This window comes from Streptomyces sp. UF-297 (assembly GCF_058245575.1).
This window is the reverse complement of record NZ_JBSIBZ010000032.1, coordinates 54,635-67,581: the sequence shown is the minus strand read 5'-3', so window position 1 is coordinate 67,581 and position 12,947 is coordinate 54,635. Positions and strand designations below refer to the sequence as shown.

Below are 12,947 nucleotides of genomic sequence, written 5' to 3'. Positions count from 1 at the left end.
CCTTCAGACCCTGGGCGGGCGCTGGCAGCGCGGGCAGAAGTAGCTGGAGCGGTTCATCCAGGGGCGGCGGCGCATGGCCGCACCGCAGCGGCGGCAGGGCTCGTCCTCGCGCCCGTAGGCGTCCAACGACCGCTCGAAATAGCCTGATTCGCCGTTCACGTTCACATAGAGGCTGTCGAAGCTGGTGCCGCCGACGGCGAGCGCCGCGGTCATCACCTCCCGTACGTGGCCCAGGAGTTCGGCGGTACGGGGGCGGGTGAAGGCGGCGGTGGGCCGGTCGTAGTGCAGCCGCGAGCGCCACAGCGCCTCGTCCGCGTAGATGTTGCCCACCCCGCTGATCAGCGACTGGTCCAGCAGCGCGCGCTTGATGGTCGTACGGCGGCGGCGCAGCGCGCTGTGGAAGGCCTCGTCGTCGAAGGCCGGGTCCAGCGGGTCGCGGGCGATGTGCGCGATGACGTCGGGCAGCCCGTCGGGGTCGCCGGGGACGGTGTCGTGCAGCGAGAGGCCGCCGAAGGTGCGCTGGTCGACGAAGCGCAGCTCGGTGGCCAGGTCGTCGGCGAAGGAGACCCTGACCCTGAGGTGCTTCTCGTCGGCGGCCCCCGCGGGCTGGACGAGCAGCTGCCCGCTCATGCCCAGGTGGGCCAGGACCGACAGACCGTCCGCGACCGGCAGCCACAGGTACTTGCCGCGGCGGCGGGCCTCGGCGACCCGGCGGCCCTTGAGGCGGGCGGCGAAGTCGGCGGCGCCCGCGGTGTGCCGGCGGATCGCGCGGGGGTGCAGCACCTCGACACCGTCGATGGTGCGCCCGGCCACCCAGCGCTCCAGTCCACGGCGTACGACCTCGACCTCGGGCAGCTCGGGCATGGGTCCCCTCCTCCGTACGGGATCCGCCCGTCCCCCTCGGTGAGGGGAACGGGCGGGAAGAACCGCGCTCGGGCGCGGGTGGTACTAGGCGCCGGGCTCCTCGGTGGCCGCCTGGGCGGCCTTGGCCGCTTCGTCGGCCGCCGCGCGGATCGCCCGCCAGGCGGCCTCGGCCGCCTGCTGCTCGGCTTCCTTCTTGCTGCGGCCGGTGCCGGTGCCGTACGAGACACCACCGACGCGGGCAGCAGCAGTGAAGGTCTTCTCGTGGTCGGGCCCGGTCTCGGAGACCGCGTACTCGGGGACCCCGAGACCTTCGGTGGCGGTGAGTTCCTGGAGGCTGGTCTTCCAGTCCAGGCCCGCGCCGAGGCTGGAGGACTTCTCGATCAGCGGGTCGAAGAGCCGGTGGACCAGCTCCCCTGCCGCGTCCAGCCCCTGGTCGAGGTAGACGGCGCCGATCACCGCTTCAAGGGTGTCGGCGAGGATGGACGCCTTGTCACGGCCGCCCGTGCCCTCTTCGCCCCGGCCGAGCCGGATGAAGGAGCCGAGCTCCAGTCCACGGCTGACCTCGGCCAGCGCACGCGAGTTGACCACCGCGGCCCGCAGTTTGGCCAGCTGGCCTTCGGGCAGGTCGGGGTGGGTGCGGTACAGCGTGTCGGTGACCACCAGGCCGAGCACGGAGTCCCCGAGGAACTCCAGCCGCTCGTTGGTGGGCAGCCCGCCGTTCTCGTACGCGTACGAGCGATGGGTCAGCGCACGCACCAGAAGGGCGGACTCGAGCTGGTACCCGAGCCGCCCTTCCAGAAGCGTGTGGGACGAGGCTGTGTCCGCCGGCGTCTTCTTCGACGAGGTCTTCGACGAATCAGCGTCTGACATGGAGCCTGTCACCAGCCGCTCAGACCTCGAGGACCTGGCGCTTGTTGTAGGTGCCGCAGCTCGGGCACGCGATGTGCTGCTGCTTCGGCTCGTTGCAGCGCTCGCACGCCACCAGGGTGGGGACCGCAGCCTTCCACTGCGACCGGCGGTGGCGCGTGTTGCTGCGCGACATCTTCCGCTTCGGAACAGCCACGGCTACTTCTCCTGCTTCTCGTCGACGTGCGCTGTTCGAAGCGCGTCGCCGCTCATATTGTCCTTCTCGCCGTCCTGGATGGTCCCGGCGAGTCCCTGCAGTGCCGCCCAACGGATGTCGACGGCGTCATGGTGGTGGTCCGGGTCGTCCGCCAGCCGCGCTCCGCATTCGGAGCACAGGCCGGGGCAGTCGTCCTGGCACACCGGCTGCATCGGCAGTGCGAGCACCACCGCATCACGCAGCACGGGTTCGAGGTCGAACAGGTCGTCCTCGAGGAAGAGGGTGTCCTCCTCGTCCTCGGCGTCGTCGCCTGCGTCCGCTTCGCGGACCCGGGCATCGGCGTCGGGGTAGGAGAACATCTCCTGGAAGTCCGCGTCGAGCTCACGCTCCAGCGGCTCCAGACACCTTACGCACTCCCCCTTGACGGACGCACGGGCGGTGCCTGTGACAAGCACCCCATCCATGACCGACTCAAGGCGGAGGTCGAGCTCCACCGGAGCGCCCTCGGCGACTCCGATGACCTCGTTGCCGAGGTCCCGGGGGGCCTCGACCGAGCGGGAGAGCCGCTTGAGCGCACCGGGACGCCGACCCAGCTCACGTGTGTCGAACACGAGAGGGGAGCGGTGATCGAGACGCGCGTTGATGGCTTCCTGCTTTCTACGCTTTGGTACGAACTGCCCAGGACCTGGTGCGGCCAAGTGGGCAGCAGAGATCGCGGACGTACTCGCGACCGAAGAGCCAGGATACTGGACGGGCCCCGATAGGCCCAATCCGCTACTGGCGCCCCTCCTCGTACCGGCGGATCTGATCCAGGTTGATCATGCTCGTGTCGAAGAGGCTGGTCTCGTCGAGCGCCGCGGCGGGCTGGTGCGCGGGGGCCTGCTGGGGCGCCTGCGACTGCCCTGCGGCGTACCCGGCGGAGGGGTCGTAGCCCTGCTGCTGAGGCTGCTGCCAGCCGTAGCCGTACGGGTCCTGCTGGGCGTACTGCGGCTGCTGGTAGCCGTAGCCGTCCTGCTGCTGATAGCCGGCCGCCGGTGTGTAGTAGTCCTGCTGCGGCGGGACGGCGGGCGGCGGGGTCCGCGGGCGGTCCGGCTCCTGCGACGGCTGGGAGATGGCGGCGAGATCGGCGAGGTACTGGGCGTCGTCGGCGTGCTGCCCGGCGGCGAACGGGTCCTGCTGCGCGCCCAGCTCGTCGGTGGGGCGGGCGCCCTGGAGCTTGAGGCGGCCGCGGCCGACCGCTTCCAGGGTCTTGGTCAGGACGGCCTGGAAGGCGCCGAACTTGGCGTCCACATAGGCGTCCGCGCGCTGCTTGAGGGTCTCGGGGTCGGCGCTGCGCTCGGGCGCCTCGTCGTCGGCGTCACCGGCGCCGTCGGCTCCTTGCCCGTAGGACTCCGGCCCGCGGCCGAGCAGCTTCTCGCGGCCCCGGTCCACCGAGCCGATGGTCTTGGTGAGCACGACCTCGAAGTTGGCGAGCTTGCTGTCGACGTAGTCGTCGGACTCGGCGCGGATCTCCTCGGCCTCGCGGCGGGCCTCGGCCAGGATGCGGTCGGCCTCCTCCTGGGACTGCCGGGCGACCTCGGTGTCCGAGATCAGCGAACCGCGCTGGGCGTGCGCCGCCTCGATGATCCGCTCCGCCTCGGCGCGCGCCTCCTCGACCATCTGCTCGCGGCCGCCCAGCAGCTCCCGCGCCTGGGCCAGCGACCCGGGCAGGGCGGCGCGCACCTCCTCCAGCATGGCGAGCAGCTCCGCGCGATTGACCACGCAGGACGCCGACATGGGCACGGACCGGGCGCTGCCGACGGCCTCGACGATCTCGTCGAGCTTCTTCTGCACGTCCACTTGGGCTCGCCACTCTCTGCAGGGATGGGACGACGGAACGGGGACGACTGTACGGCCACGGACCCCCGCCCCGACACCTACTGACGAGCCGTCAGGACGTTACCGCTCGCCCAGGCGTTCGGTGAGGACCTCCAGCACGTGCGGCGGGACGAGGTGGGAGACGTCCCCGCCCCAGGCCGCGACCTCCTTGACCAGGCTGGAGGACAGGAAGCTGTAGGTGGGGTTGGTGGGGACGAAGAGCGTCTCGACGCCGGAGAGCCCGTTGTTCATCTGGGCCATCTGGAGTTCGTAGTCGAAGTCGCTGACCGCGCGCAGGCCCTTGACGATCGCGGGGATGTCGCGCTGCTTGCAGAAGTCGACGAGCAGGCCGTGGAAGGCCTCGACCTCGACGTTGCCGTACTCGGCGGTGGCGCGGCGGATCAGCTCGATCCGCTCCTCCACCGAGAACAGGCCCTTCTTGGACTTGTTGATCATCACGGCGACGTGCACGACGTCGTAGAGCTTGGAGGCACGGGCGATGATGTCCAGGTGCCCGTTGGTGATGGGGTCGAACGACCCCGGACAGACGGCGCGGCGCAACAGAGGTTCCTCGCTCTCCGATCCGGTCATGACTCGCTTGCCGACATGGCGTTTTCGCACGTGGAAGCGGCGCGACCGTACCAAAGCGTGGCCTCGCCGTATCGACGGGCCCTCAGGCCCGCGAACCCGTCGGGCCAGCCGAATTCGCCGCCTCTGGTGCTGCGCTCCACGGTGGCGAGCGCATCGCCGGTGAGCCAGCCCTGGGCGCGGAGTGTGAGCAGGATCTCCCGAAGATCGTCATCGGTGACGGCGTAGGGCGGGTCCAGGAAGACGATGTCGTACGGCTCGGCGGGGGCCGGACCCGCGATCACCTGCTCCGCCTTGCCGGTACGCACCTGGGCGCCCGGCAGGCCGACGGTGCGCACGTTGTGCTCGACGGTGCGGGCCGCGCGGGCGTCGGCCTCCACGAGCAGGACGTGGGCCGCGCCGCGGGAGAGCGCCTCCAGGCCGACGGCGCCCGAGCCGGCGTACAGATCGAGCACGCGGGCGCCCTCCAGGGGGCCGTCCAGCGACTCCCAGGTGGAGAACAGGCCCTCGCGCGCCCGGTCGGAGGTCGGGCGGGTGCCGTTGCCCGGCGGTACGGCCAGGCGCCGGCCGCCTGCCGTGCCGGCGATCACGCGGGTCATGGGGCTGGACGTCCTTCGCGGTGGGTGGAGCGGGAGCCGGGTGCACTCCCGTGGCACCACGATATGGCGTCCCCCTGCTCTCAGCTCTCGGCGGACTCCCCCTTTCCCGCCCCCTGCTGCCCCGGAGCCCCCTCCTCCTCCCCCGCACCGACCAGCGCCGGCGAGGCATAGCGCGACCAGGACAGACAGCCGTCCGGCGGGCAGTACTCCGGGCGGCGCGGGTCGTGGCCCAGCTCGCGCAGTTTGGTGCGCACCGAGTCGGGGGTGCGGCCGAAGCGGGCCGCTATCCGGGCGACGGTCTCCTCCTCGTGGAAGCGGCGCAGCAGGTCCTCCTCGTGCCGGGGCACCCAGGGGGCGCCGTGGCCGGGGAAGAGCTCGCGCAGCACATCGCGGTCCGGTATCGGCTCGGCGACGTCGGCGACCAGGGCGAGGGCGCGCAGCGCGCGGTTGAGCGCGATGCGCAGGGCAGGCACCTCGGCGAGCGGGAGGGTGAGCGCGCCGGAGGCCAGCAGGGTCTGCGGCGCGCTCTCGTGCCAGCCGGTGAGGGTGAGCGTGACGGTGGTGTCGTCGTCGCTGTCCAGCTCGATCCGGAAGATCTTGTCGCCCAGCGGGAGTTCGTTCAGATGCCTGAAGGACATGGCGGCGGCCCCCAAGGGTCCAACTGCGGCCAGCCGTACACCGGTTGGCCCGGACTGCTTCCAGTGTCGCAGCGGGTGCGACATCCGGCCGGGCGTACGGGTCCGGCAGGCCGCCCGCCGCCCGCCCCTCGTCATCCCTTGTCGAGGTACTCCTCGCGGTCGGCGTTGAGCAGGGCGTCCAACGCGATGCGCAGCTCGGGGAGTTGGGCCAGCTCCGGGTCGGCCGAGACCACCGCGGTGGCCTCCTCGCGGGCGGCCTCGATGATCCCCTCGTCCTCGATGACGGCCAGCATGCGCAGCGAGGAGCGCACACCCGACTGCGCCTGCCCCAGGACGTCGCCCTCGCGCCGCTGCTCCAGGTCGATACGGGAGAGCTCGAAGCCGTCCAGGGTGCTCGCCACCGCGCCGAGCCGGGCCCGCGCGGGGCTCGCCTCGGGCATCTCGCTGACCAGCAGGCACAGCCCCGCCGCCGAACCACGGCCCACCCGCCCGCGCAGCTGGTGGAGCTGGGAGACGCCGAAGCGGTCCGCGTCCATGATCACCATGGCGGTGGCGTTGGGGACGTTCACGCCGACCTCGATGACGGTGGTGGCGACCAGCACATCCACCTCGCCCGCGGCGAAGCGGCGCATCACCGCGTCCTTGTCGTCCGGGTGCATCCTGCCGTGCAGCACCGCCACCCGCAGCCCGGCCAGGGGGCCCTTGGCCAGCTGCTCGGCGACCTCCAGCACCGCCAGCGGCGGCCGCTTGTCCTCGCCCTCCTCCGGCGGCTTCTTCTTGCCGCCCTTGGCGCCCTTGGGGTCGTCCTCCTCGTCACCGATGCGCGGGCACACCACATACGCCTGGTGCCCGGCCTCGACCTCCTCGCGCACCCGCGTCCAGGCCCGCTCCAGGAAGTGCAGCTTCTCCTTGGCGGGCACCACATGGCTTACGATCGGCGAGCGCCCGGCGGGGAGTTGGTCCAGTACGGAGGTCTCCAGATCGCCGAAGACCGTCATCGCGACGGTGCGCGGAATGGGCGTCGCGGTCATCACCAGCAGGTGCGGGGTGCGCTTCTCGCCCTGGGAGTGTCCCTTGCCGCGCAGCGCGTCCCGCTGCTCGACGCCGAAGCGGTGCTGCTCGTCGACCACGACCAGCCCCAGGTCGTGGAACTGGACCTTGTCCTCGATCAGCGCGTGCGTGCCGATGACGATCCCGGCCTCGCCGGTGACCAGGTCCAGCAGCGCCTGCCGCCGCGCGGCCGCGCCCATGGAGCCGGTCAGCAGCACCACTTTGGTGCCGTGCTCGGCCCCGCCCAGCATCCCGCCCTCGGCCAACTCCCCCATCATCTCGGTGATCGAGCGGTGGTGCTGCTGCGCCAGCACCTCGGTGGGCGCCAGCATCGCGGCCTGTCCGCCGCAGTCCACCACGCCGAGCATGGCGCGCAGCGCGACCATCGTCTTGCCGCTGCCCACCTCGCCCTGGAGCAGGCGGTGCATCGGGTGGGCGGTGGCCAGGTCGTCGAAGATCTCCTGGCTGACCTTGCGCTGGCCGTCGGTGAGGGTGAAGGGCAGCTTGGCGTCGAAGGCGTCCAGGATGCCGTCGCTCTTCAACGGGCGGGGTACGGCGGGCAGTTGGGTCTCTGCGAAGCGGCGTCTGGCCAGGGCCACTTGGAGTACGAAGGCCTCGTCCCACTTGAGCCGGGCCCTGGCGTCCTCGATGTCTGCCTTGGTGCGCGGCCGGTGGATCTTGAGCAGGGCTTCGGTGAGCGGCACCAGGCCGCGGCCCTCGCGCAGTGCGGGCGGCAGCGGGTCGACGGCTTCCTGCGCGCTGGGCAGGACCGCGTCCACCGCTTTGGTGATCTTCCAGGAGGCCATCTGCTGGCAGGCCGGGTAGATCGGCAGCAGCCGGCCCGCGAAGTCGCCCACGGCGTCCTGTGCGCTCTCGCCGTCCAGGAGTTCGTACTCCGGATGGGCCAGCTGCAATTTGCGGTTGAACACGGAGACCTTGCCCGCGAACATCGCGCGGCGCCCCGGCACCAGGTCCTTGTGCGGCTTGTGGATGCCCTTGCCGAAGAAGACGAGCTGCAGGCGCCCGCTGCCGTCGGTGAGCGTGACCTCCAGGCGCTGGCCGCGGCCGCCGTTGAACTTCAGCACCCGGGCGTCGGCGACCTGCGCGACGACGGTGACGTGTTCGTCCAGCGGGAGGTCGGAAAGCCGGGTCAGCTCTCCGCGCTCGGCATATCGGCGCGGATAGTGGTGCAGCAGATCGCCGACCGTGTGCAGATCGAGATGCTCGGCCATCACCTTCGCGGTGGTGCCACCGAGGATCTTCTTCAGAGGTTCTTCTAGCGCGGGCACGCCGACCATTGCACACCACAGCACTGACACGGCGCGAGAAGCCCGGGAAAGCTGTGGATAACCGGCGCCGCCCGAAGGCGCGCGGCACGCCTTGTCCCGTGCGGCTATTCGATACCGATGAGCAATGGCGCCGAGCGCTGCCCGCCTTCGTAGACGACGGTGTCCACCGCGAGATGGCGCTCCCGTACGTGCCTTTCGAGGTCTTCGGCCAGCGAATCGGGGATATCCGCGCCGACGACGAGGGTGACCATTTCCCCGCCCGCGGAAAGCATCCGGTCCAAAACCGTCTTCGCCGTATCCGCCAGACCGGCTCCGATCACGGCCACATCGCCGTCGATCAATCCGAGAATGTCGCCGGCCTGGCAGACGCCCGCCATGGTCCACGCCTGCCGCTCGGCGACGGCCACCTCGGCGTAGCGGGTGGCGCCCGCGGCCGAGGTCATGGCCACCACGTCCTGGTCGAAGCCGCGGGCGGGCTCGTGCACGGCCAGCGCCGCGATGCCCTGCACGGCGGCCCTGGTGGGGATCAGCGCGACCCGTACGCCCTCGCTGCGGGCCTGCTCCGCCGCGGCGGCCGCGGTGTGCGCCAACTCGGGGTCGTTGGGCAGCAGCACCACCTCGCGGGCGTGCGCCTGCCGGATGGCCTGGACGAGCTCGCCGCTGGCGGGCGGCTCCCCCGGCCGTGTGGTCACCGTGGTGGCGCCGGTACGGGCGCACAGCGCGGCGAGCCCCTCGCCCGGCACCACCGTGACCACCGCGCGCGCCGCCGGCTCCGGCTCCTCGGCGCGCGTCCCGGCGCCGAAGTGGGTGATGCGGATCCGGTAGGGCCGCCCCGCCTCGATGCCCGCCTCGACGGCGGCGCCCGCGTCGTCCACATGGACGTGCACGTTCCACAGCCCGTCGCCGCCGACCACCACCAGGGAGTCGCCGAGCCGGTCCAGCCGGGCGCGCAGCCGCTCCACCGCGCTGTCGGCGGCCTCCAGCAGGTAGATCACCTCGAAGGCCGGGCCGCCCGCGCCGTGCTCCTCGCCCTCGCAGCCGCCCGGCTCCACGGCGGCGCCCGGCTCGGTGCGCAGGGTCAGCGGCCGTCCCGTCCGCTCCCCGGACAGCGCGTCGGCCAGCGCCCCCAGAACCGCCACCAGGCCGCACCCCCCGGCGTCCACGACGCCCGCGCGCCCCAGGACCGCCAGCTGCCCCGGGGTCGCCTCCAGGGCCGTACGCGCCCCTTCGTAGGCGGCCGTGGCCACCTCGGCGGCGCCGCCCCTGGTCTGCCCGGCGGCCGCTGCCGCCGCGCTCGCCACGGTCAGCACCGTGCCCTCCACCGGGTGGGCCACCGCTTCGTACGTCGACTCCGCCGCCCGGCGCAGCGCCCGCCCCAGTTCCTGGCCCCCGGCGCCCCGGCTGTGGTGTCCGTCACTGCCGTCGCCGTCGGCCAGGACATCGGTCATGCCGCGCAGCAGCTGCGCCAGGATCGTGCCGGAGTTGCCGCGGGCCCCGATCAGGGCGCCGTGCGCCATGGCGCGGATCGCGTCGGCCGGGCCGGGGGCGGTGCCCGAGGAGGCGTGCCCGTCGAAAGCGGCCTCCACGGCGCGGGCCGCGGACTCCACGGTCAGATAGAGGTTGGTGCCGGTGTCGCCGTCCGCGACGGGATAGACGTTGATCGCGTCGATCCGCTCCCTTTCCCGGCCGAGCGCTTCCAGGGCCAGCCCGCACCAGGCGCGTACCGCATCGGCGTCGAGCGTGTGCGGCACCGTCGTCCTCCGGAGTTCAGGGCTCGGTCATGGGGATGCCACCGCACAGTAGCCGTGGCGGGCGCCTCGGGCAGGGCCGGGGGCCGGAGCGGACCGGGCGGTCATGGTAGTTTCGTTCTACGGGAGCGGCCGTTGTATGCTGCTCCGGTTGCCCGATGAAAATCGGGCCATTCGTTTCCCGCGACGTCGGACAGTCAGTGCACTCGGCTCGTCGGGATTTCACCGTAAGTGCATCTGAAGTCTTTGGAGTGACCCGTGGCTGCCAACTGCGACGTCTGCGGCAAGGGGCCGGGCTTCGGCAAGAGCGTCTCCCACTCGCACCGCCGTACCAACCGTCGTTGGAACCCCAACATCCAGACGGTGCGCGCTGTGATCGGTCGCACGCCGAAGCGGCTCAACGTCTGCACCTCGTGCATCAAGGCCGGCAAGGTCTCGCGCTGACGTTTGAGTCGTAGCGCAGCCCGCCGGTTGCCTTGAAGCCGGTCCACCCTGTGGTGGACCGGCTTTTTGCCGTACCCCGACGCAGGTCCTAGGCCTTGGGGGAGCGCCAGCCGTGGTCCACCGGGCCGATGCCCGCGCCCAGCCGGAAGCCGCCCGCGATGGCGCCCGTGACGTACTCCTTGGCCGCCTGGACGGCCTGCGGGACGGTGTTCCCCTTGGCGAGCTGGGCGGCGATCGCGCTGGCGAGGGTGCAGCCGGTGCCGTGGGTGTGGCGGTTGTCGTGGCGCGGGGCGCGCAGCCAGTGCTCCTGGTCGCCGTCGGTGAGCAGGTCCACCGCGTCGGCGTCCCCCGCGAGGTGTCCGCCCTTGATCAGCGCCCAGCGCGGGCCGAGGGCCAGGAGCTCGGCCGCCGCCCGCCGCATGTCGGCCTCCTGACGCACCTGTACGCCCGTCAGCCGCGCGACCTCGTCCAGGTTGGGGGTCGCCACGGTCGCGGTGGGCAGCAGCTTGCTGCGGACCGCCTCCAGCGCCGAGGAGGACAGCAGCGCGTCCCCGTGCTTGGAGACGCCGACCGGGTCGACGACCACGGGTGCGCCCACGGCTGACAGCAGCCCTGCGACGGTCTCGACGAGTTCGGGCGAGGCCAGCATGCCGGTCTTGACCGCCTGGACGCCGATGTCGTCCACCACGCTGCGGAACTGGGCCGTCACGGCCTGCGCGGGAAGCTCCCACGCGCCGTGCACGCCCAGGGAGTTCTGCGCGGTGACGGCGGTGATCACGCTCATGCCGTGCGTGCCGAGCGCCAGCATCGTCTTCAGGTCGGCCTGGATGCCCGCGCCGCCGCCGGAGTCGGATCCGGCGACGGTCAGGACACGGGGCGGCGCTTGGCGCGGCAGGACTGGAGATCCGGGGGGTATGGGCATACCCGCGAATCTACTCGGCGTCCCCGTTGTCCCCGAAGTGGTCCCAGCCGACCTTGGTCCAGGGGGCGCCGTCCACCGTCACCTGGGGCAGCGCCGAGGGGTTGAGCACCTCCCCGATGATCTTCCAGCGGGCGGGCAGCTTCACGTCCGGCGGGAAGGTCGCCACGATCGCGTGGTCCTCTCCCCCGTTGAGCACCCACTGCAGCGGGTCCACGCCCACGGCCGTACCGATGTCGGACATCTGCGAGGGAATGTCGATCTTCTGGGAGCGCAGGTCGATACGGACCTTGCTGGCCTCGGCGATGTGCCCCAGGTCGGCGACCAGGCCGTCGCTGACGTCCGTCATGGCGGTGGCGCCGAGCGCGGCCGCCGCGGGGCCCGCGTGGTACGGCGGCTCGGGGCGGCGGTGCGCCTCCACGAAGGCGCGCGGCGAGCGGAATCCGCGCGTCAGGACGGCGTATCCGGCCGCCGACCAGCCCAGCCAGCCGGTGACCGCGACAACGTCGCCCGGCTGGGCACCGGAACGAGTGACCGGCTCCTGATTGCGCAGGTCGCCCAGGGCGGTGACGGCCACGGTGATGGTCTCGCCGCGTACGACATCGCCGCCGACCACGGCCGCTCCCGCCACCTGGCACTCGTCGCGCAGCCCGTCCATCAGCTCGCTGGCCCAGGTGGCGGGGAGTTCGGCGGGCACGACCAGGCCGAGCAGGATGGCGGTGGGCACCGCGCCCATGGCGGCGATGTCGGCCAGGTTCTGCGCGGCGGCCTTGCGGCCCACGTCGTAGGCGGTGGACCAGTCGCGGCGGAAGTGCCGCCCTTCCAGGAGTACGTCCGTGCTGGCCACGACCCTGCGGTCGGGCGCGGTGACCACGGCGGCGTCGTCGCCCGGTCCGATGCGTACGGCCGGGGTGGAGGTGAGCCGGGAGGTGAGCTCTCTGATGAGCCCGAACTCCCCCAACTCGCCCACGGTGCCCTTCATGCTGTTGTCCTTCCCATCCGGACGAACCATCCGTGCGTCACTGACGACCGGGCCGCACTTGTCGCACTGCCCGCGCGGGTCTCCCCGCTCCGCGTGGGGACGCGGTACCGTGGCGTCCCTTCTTCCCACATGATCCTCGTAGCCGCCCTGGAGGTTCCGTGGTACAGGCGTACATCCTGATCCAGACCGAGGTCGGCAAGGCCTCGGCCGTAGCAGAAGTGATCGCCAAGATCCCCGGTGTGCTCCAGGCCGAGGACGTGACCGGCCCCTACGACGTCATCGTGCGCGCACAGGCCGACACGGTCGACGAACTGGGGCGCATGGTGGTCGCCAGAGTGCAGCAGGTGGACGGCATCACCCGCACCCTGACCTGCCCGGTGGTCCATCTCTAGCTCCCCGTATGCTCGGCCGGGTGTTCACCTCGCCCCGTCGGAAACTGGCAACTCCCCTGCTCGCCGTGGCCTTCGCCGCGGTCGGCTGCGCATCCTCGGACGGGTCGGTGGACCTCGCGGTTCCCACCCCTACGGGCAAGGCCGCGCAGTACTGCTCCGCGCTGCACAAGGAGTTGCCGGCCACCGTGGACCAGCTCAGGCGGGGCCGTACCGAGCCGGCCTCGGACTTCACCGCGGTGTGGGGCGATCCCGGGGTGCAACTGCGCTGCGGTGTTCCCAAGCCCGGGGTCATCCAGCGCGGGAATGAACATTACAACCCCACCGCGCCGGCCGGGGACGTCGCCGGTGTGGAGTGGCTGATGGAGCAGTACGACGGCGGCTTCCGCTACACGACCGTGCTGCGCAAGGCCTACGTCGAGGTGACGGTACCGAAGAAGTACGCCGCCGAGGTCGTGCTGAGCGACCTCGCCGACGCCGTCAAGAAGACGGTTCCCAAGGGGATCTGAGCCGGGGG

At 71.7% G+C, this 12,947-nt stretch carries 15 protein-coding genes; 3 read left to right on the top strand and 12 right to left on the bottom strand.

The annotated features are described in order from the left end of the window. Nucleotides 1–3: 3 nt before the first annotated feature. The 10 genes from mutM to AC4IJH_RS19920 form a co-directional block, all read right to left on the bottom strand. Complete coding sequence (gene mutM / locus AC4IJH_RS19965) at nt 4–864, bottom strand: bifunctional DNA-formamidopyrimidine glycosylase/DNA-(apurinic or apyrimidinic site) lyase (protein WP_490853126.1); 861 nt, start codon at nt 862–864, stop codon at nt 4–6. A gap of 84 nt (nt 865–948) precedes the next feature. After that, nucleotides 949–1,734, bottom strand: coding sequence for a ribonuclease III (gene rnc / locus AC4IJH_RS19960; protein ID WP_490853125.1), 786 nt, complete (start codon nt 1,732–1,734; stop codon nt 949–951). A 19-nt stretch (nt 1,735–1,753) separates the two neighbouring features. Further along, nucleotides 1,754–1,927, bottom strand: a complete 174-nt coding sequence (gene rpmF / locus AC4IJH_RS19955; protein ID WP_490853124.1) for a 50S ribosomal protein L32 — start codon at nt 1,925–1,927, stop codon at nt 1,754–1,756. Nucleotides 1,928–1,929: 2 nt separating this feature from the next. Next, entirely contained in the window at nt 1,930–2,625 is a 696-nt protein-coding gene (locus AC4IJH_RS19950; protein WP_490853123.1) for a YceD family protein, read from the bottom strand. A 76-nt stretch (nt 2,626–2,701) separates the two neighbouring features. Then, on the bottom strand, nt 2,702–3,766 hold the full coding sequence (locus AC4IJH_RS19945) for a F0F1 ATP synthase subunit B (protein WP_490853122.1): 1,065 nt from the start codon (nt 3,764–3,766) through the stop codon (nt 2,702–2,704). A gap of 99 nt (nt 3,767–3,865) precedes the next feature. Next, nucleotides 3,866–4,345: a pantetheine-phosphate adenylyltransferase gene (coaD, locus tag AC4IJH_RS19940; protein WP_490853141.1), complete on the bottom strand. Its 480-nt coding sequence runs from the start codon at nt 4,343–4,345 to the stop codon at nt 3,866–3,868. A 26-nt stretch (nt 4,346–4,371) separates the two neighbouring features. Beyond that, the gene (rsmD, locus tag AC4IJH_RS19935) at nt 4,372–4,971 is read right to left on the bottom strand and encodes a 16S rRNA (guanine(966)-N(2))-methyltransferase RsmD (RefSeq protein WP_490853121.1); all 600 of its coding nucleotides are present in this window, start codon (nt 4,969–4,971) and stop codon (nt 4,372–4,374) included. An 80-nt stretch (nt 4,972–5,051) separates the two neighbouring features. Then, nucleotides 5,052–5,609, bottom strand: coding sequence for a hypothetical protein (locus AC4IJH_RS19930; protein ID WP_490853120.1), 558 nt, complete (start codon nt 5,607–5,609; stop codon nt 5,052–5,054). A gap of 131 nt (nt 5,610–5,740) precedes the next feature. Continuing rightward, nucleotides 5,741–7,957, bottom strand: a complete 2,217-nt coding sequence (recG, locus tag AC4IJH_RS19925; RefSeq protein WP_490853119.1) for an ATP-dependent DNA helicase RecG — start codon at nt 7,955–7,957, stop codon at nt 5,741–5,743. Between the two features lie 95 nt (nt 7,958–8,052). After that, the gene (locus AC4IJH_RS19920) at nt 8,053–9,699 is read right to left on the bottom strand and encodes a DAK2 domain-containing protein (protein ID WP_490853118.1); all 1,647 of its coding nucleotides are present in this window, start codon (nt 9,697–9,699) and stop codon (nt 8,053–8,055) included. A 255-nt stretch (nt 9,700–9,954) separates the two neighbouring features. On the opposite strand from AC4IJH_RS19920, the gene rpmB reads away from it, so the two are divergent. Beyond that, the gene (gene rpmB, locus AC4IJH_RS19915; RefSeq protein ID WP_003984695.1) at nt 9,955–10,140 is read left to right on the top strand and encodes a 50S ribosomal protein L28; all 186 of its coding nucleotides are present in this window, start codon (nt 9,955–9,957) and stop codon (nt 10,138–10,140) included. 88 nt (nt 10,141–10,228) lie between these two features. Here rpmB and thiD read toward each other — a convergent pair whose 3' ends face one another. Both thiD and AC4IJH_RS19905 read right to left on the bottom strand, forming a co-directional pair. Further along, nucleotides 10,229–11,062, bottom strand: coding sequence for a bifunctional hydroxymethylpyrimidine kinase/phosphomethylpyrimidine kinase (gene thiD / locus AC4IJH_RS19910; protein WP_490853117.1), 834 nt, complete (start codon nt 11,060–11,062; stop codon nt 10,229–10,231). 10 nt (nt 11,063–11,072) lie between these two features. Next, entirely contained in the window at nt 11,073–12,041 is a 969-nt protein-coding gene (locus tag AC4IJH_RS19905) for a thiamine-phosphate kinase (RefSeq protein ID WP_490853116.1), read from the bottom strand. 158 nt (nt 12,042–12,199) lie between these two features. On the opposite strand from AC4IJH_RS19905, the gene AC4IJH_RS19900 reads away from it, so the two are divergent. After that, nucleotides 12,200–12,433, top strand: coding sequence for an Lrp/AsnC family transcriptional regulator (locus AC4IJH_RS19900; RefSeq protein WP_490853115.1), 234 nt, complete (start codon nt 12,200–12,202; stop codon nt 12,431–12,433). Nucleotides 12,434–12,453: 20 nt separating this feature from the next. After that, the gene (locus AC4IJH_RS19895; RefSeq protein WP_490853114.1) at nt 12,454–12,939 is read left to right on the top strand and encodes a DUF3515 domain-containing protein; all 486 of its coding nucleotides are present in this window, start codon (nt 12,454–12,456) and stop codon (nt 12,937–12,939) included. Nucleotides 12,940–12,947: the final 8 nt, after the last annotated feature.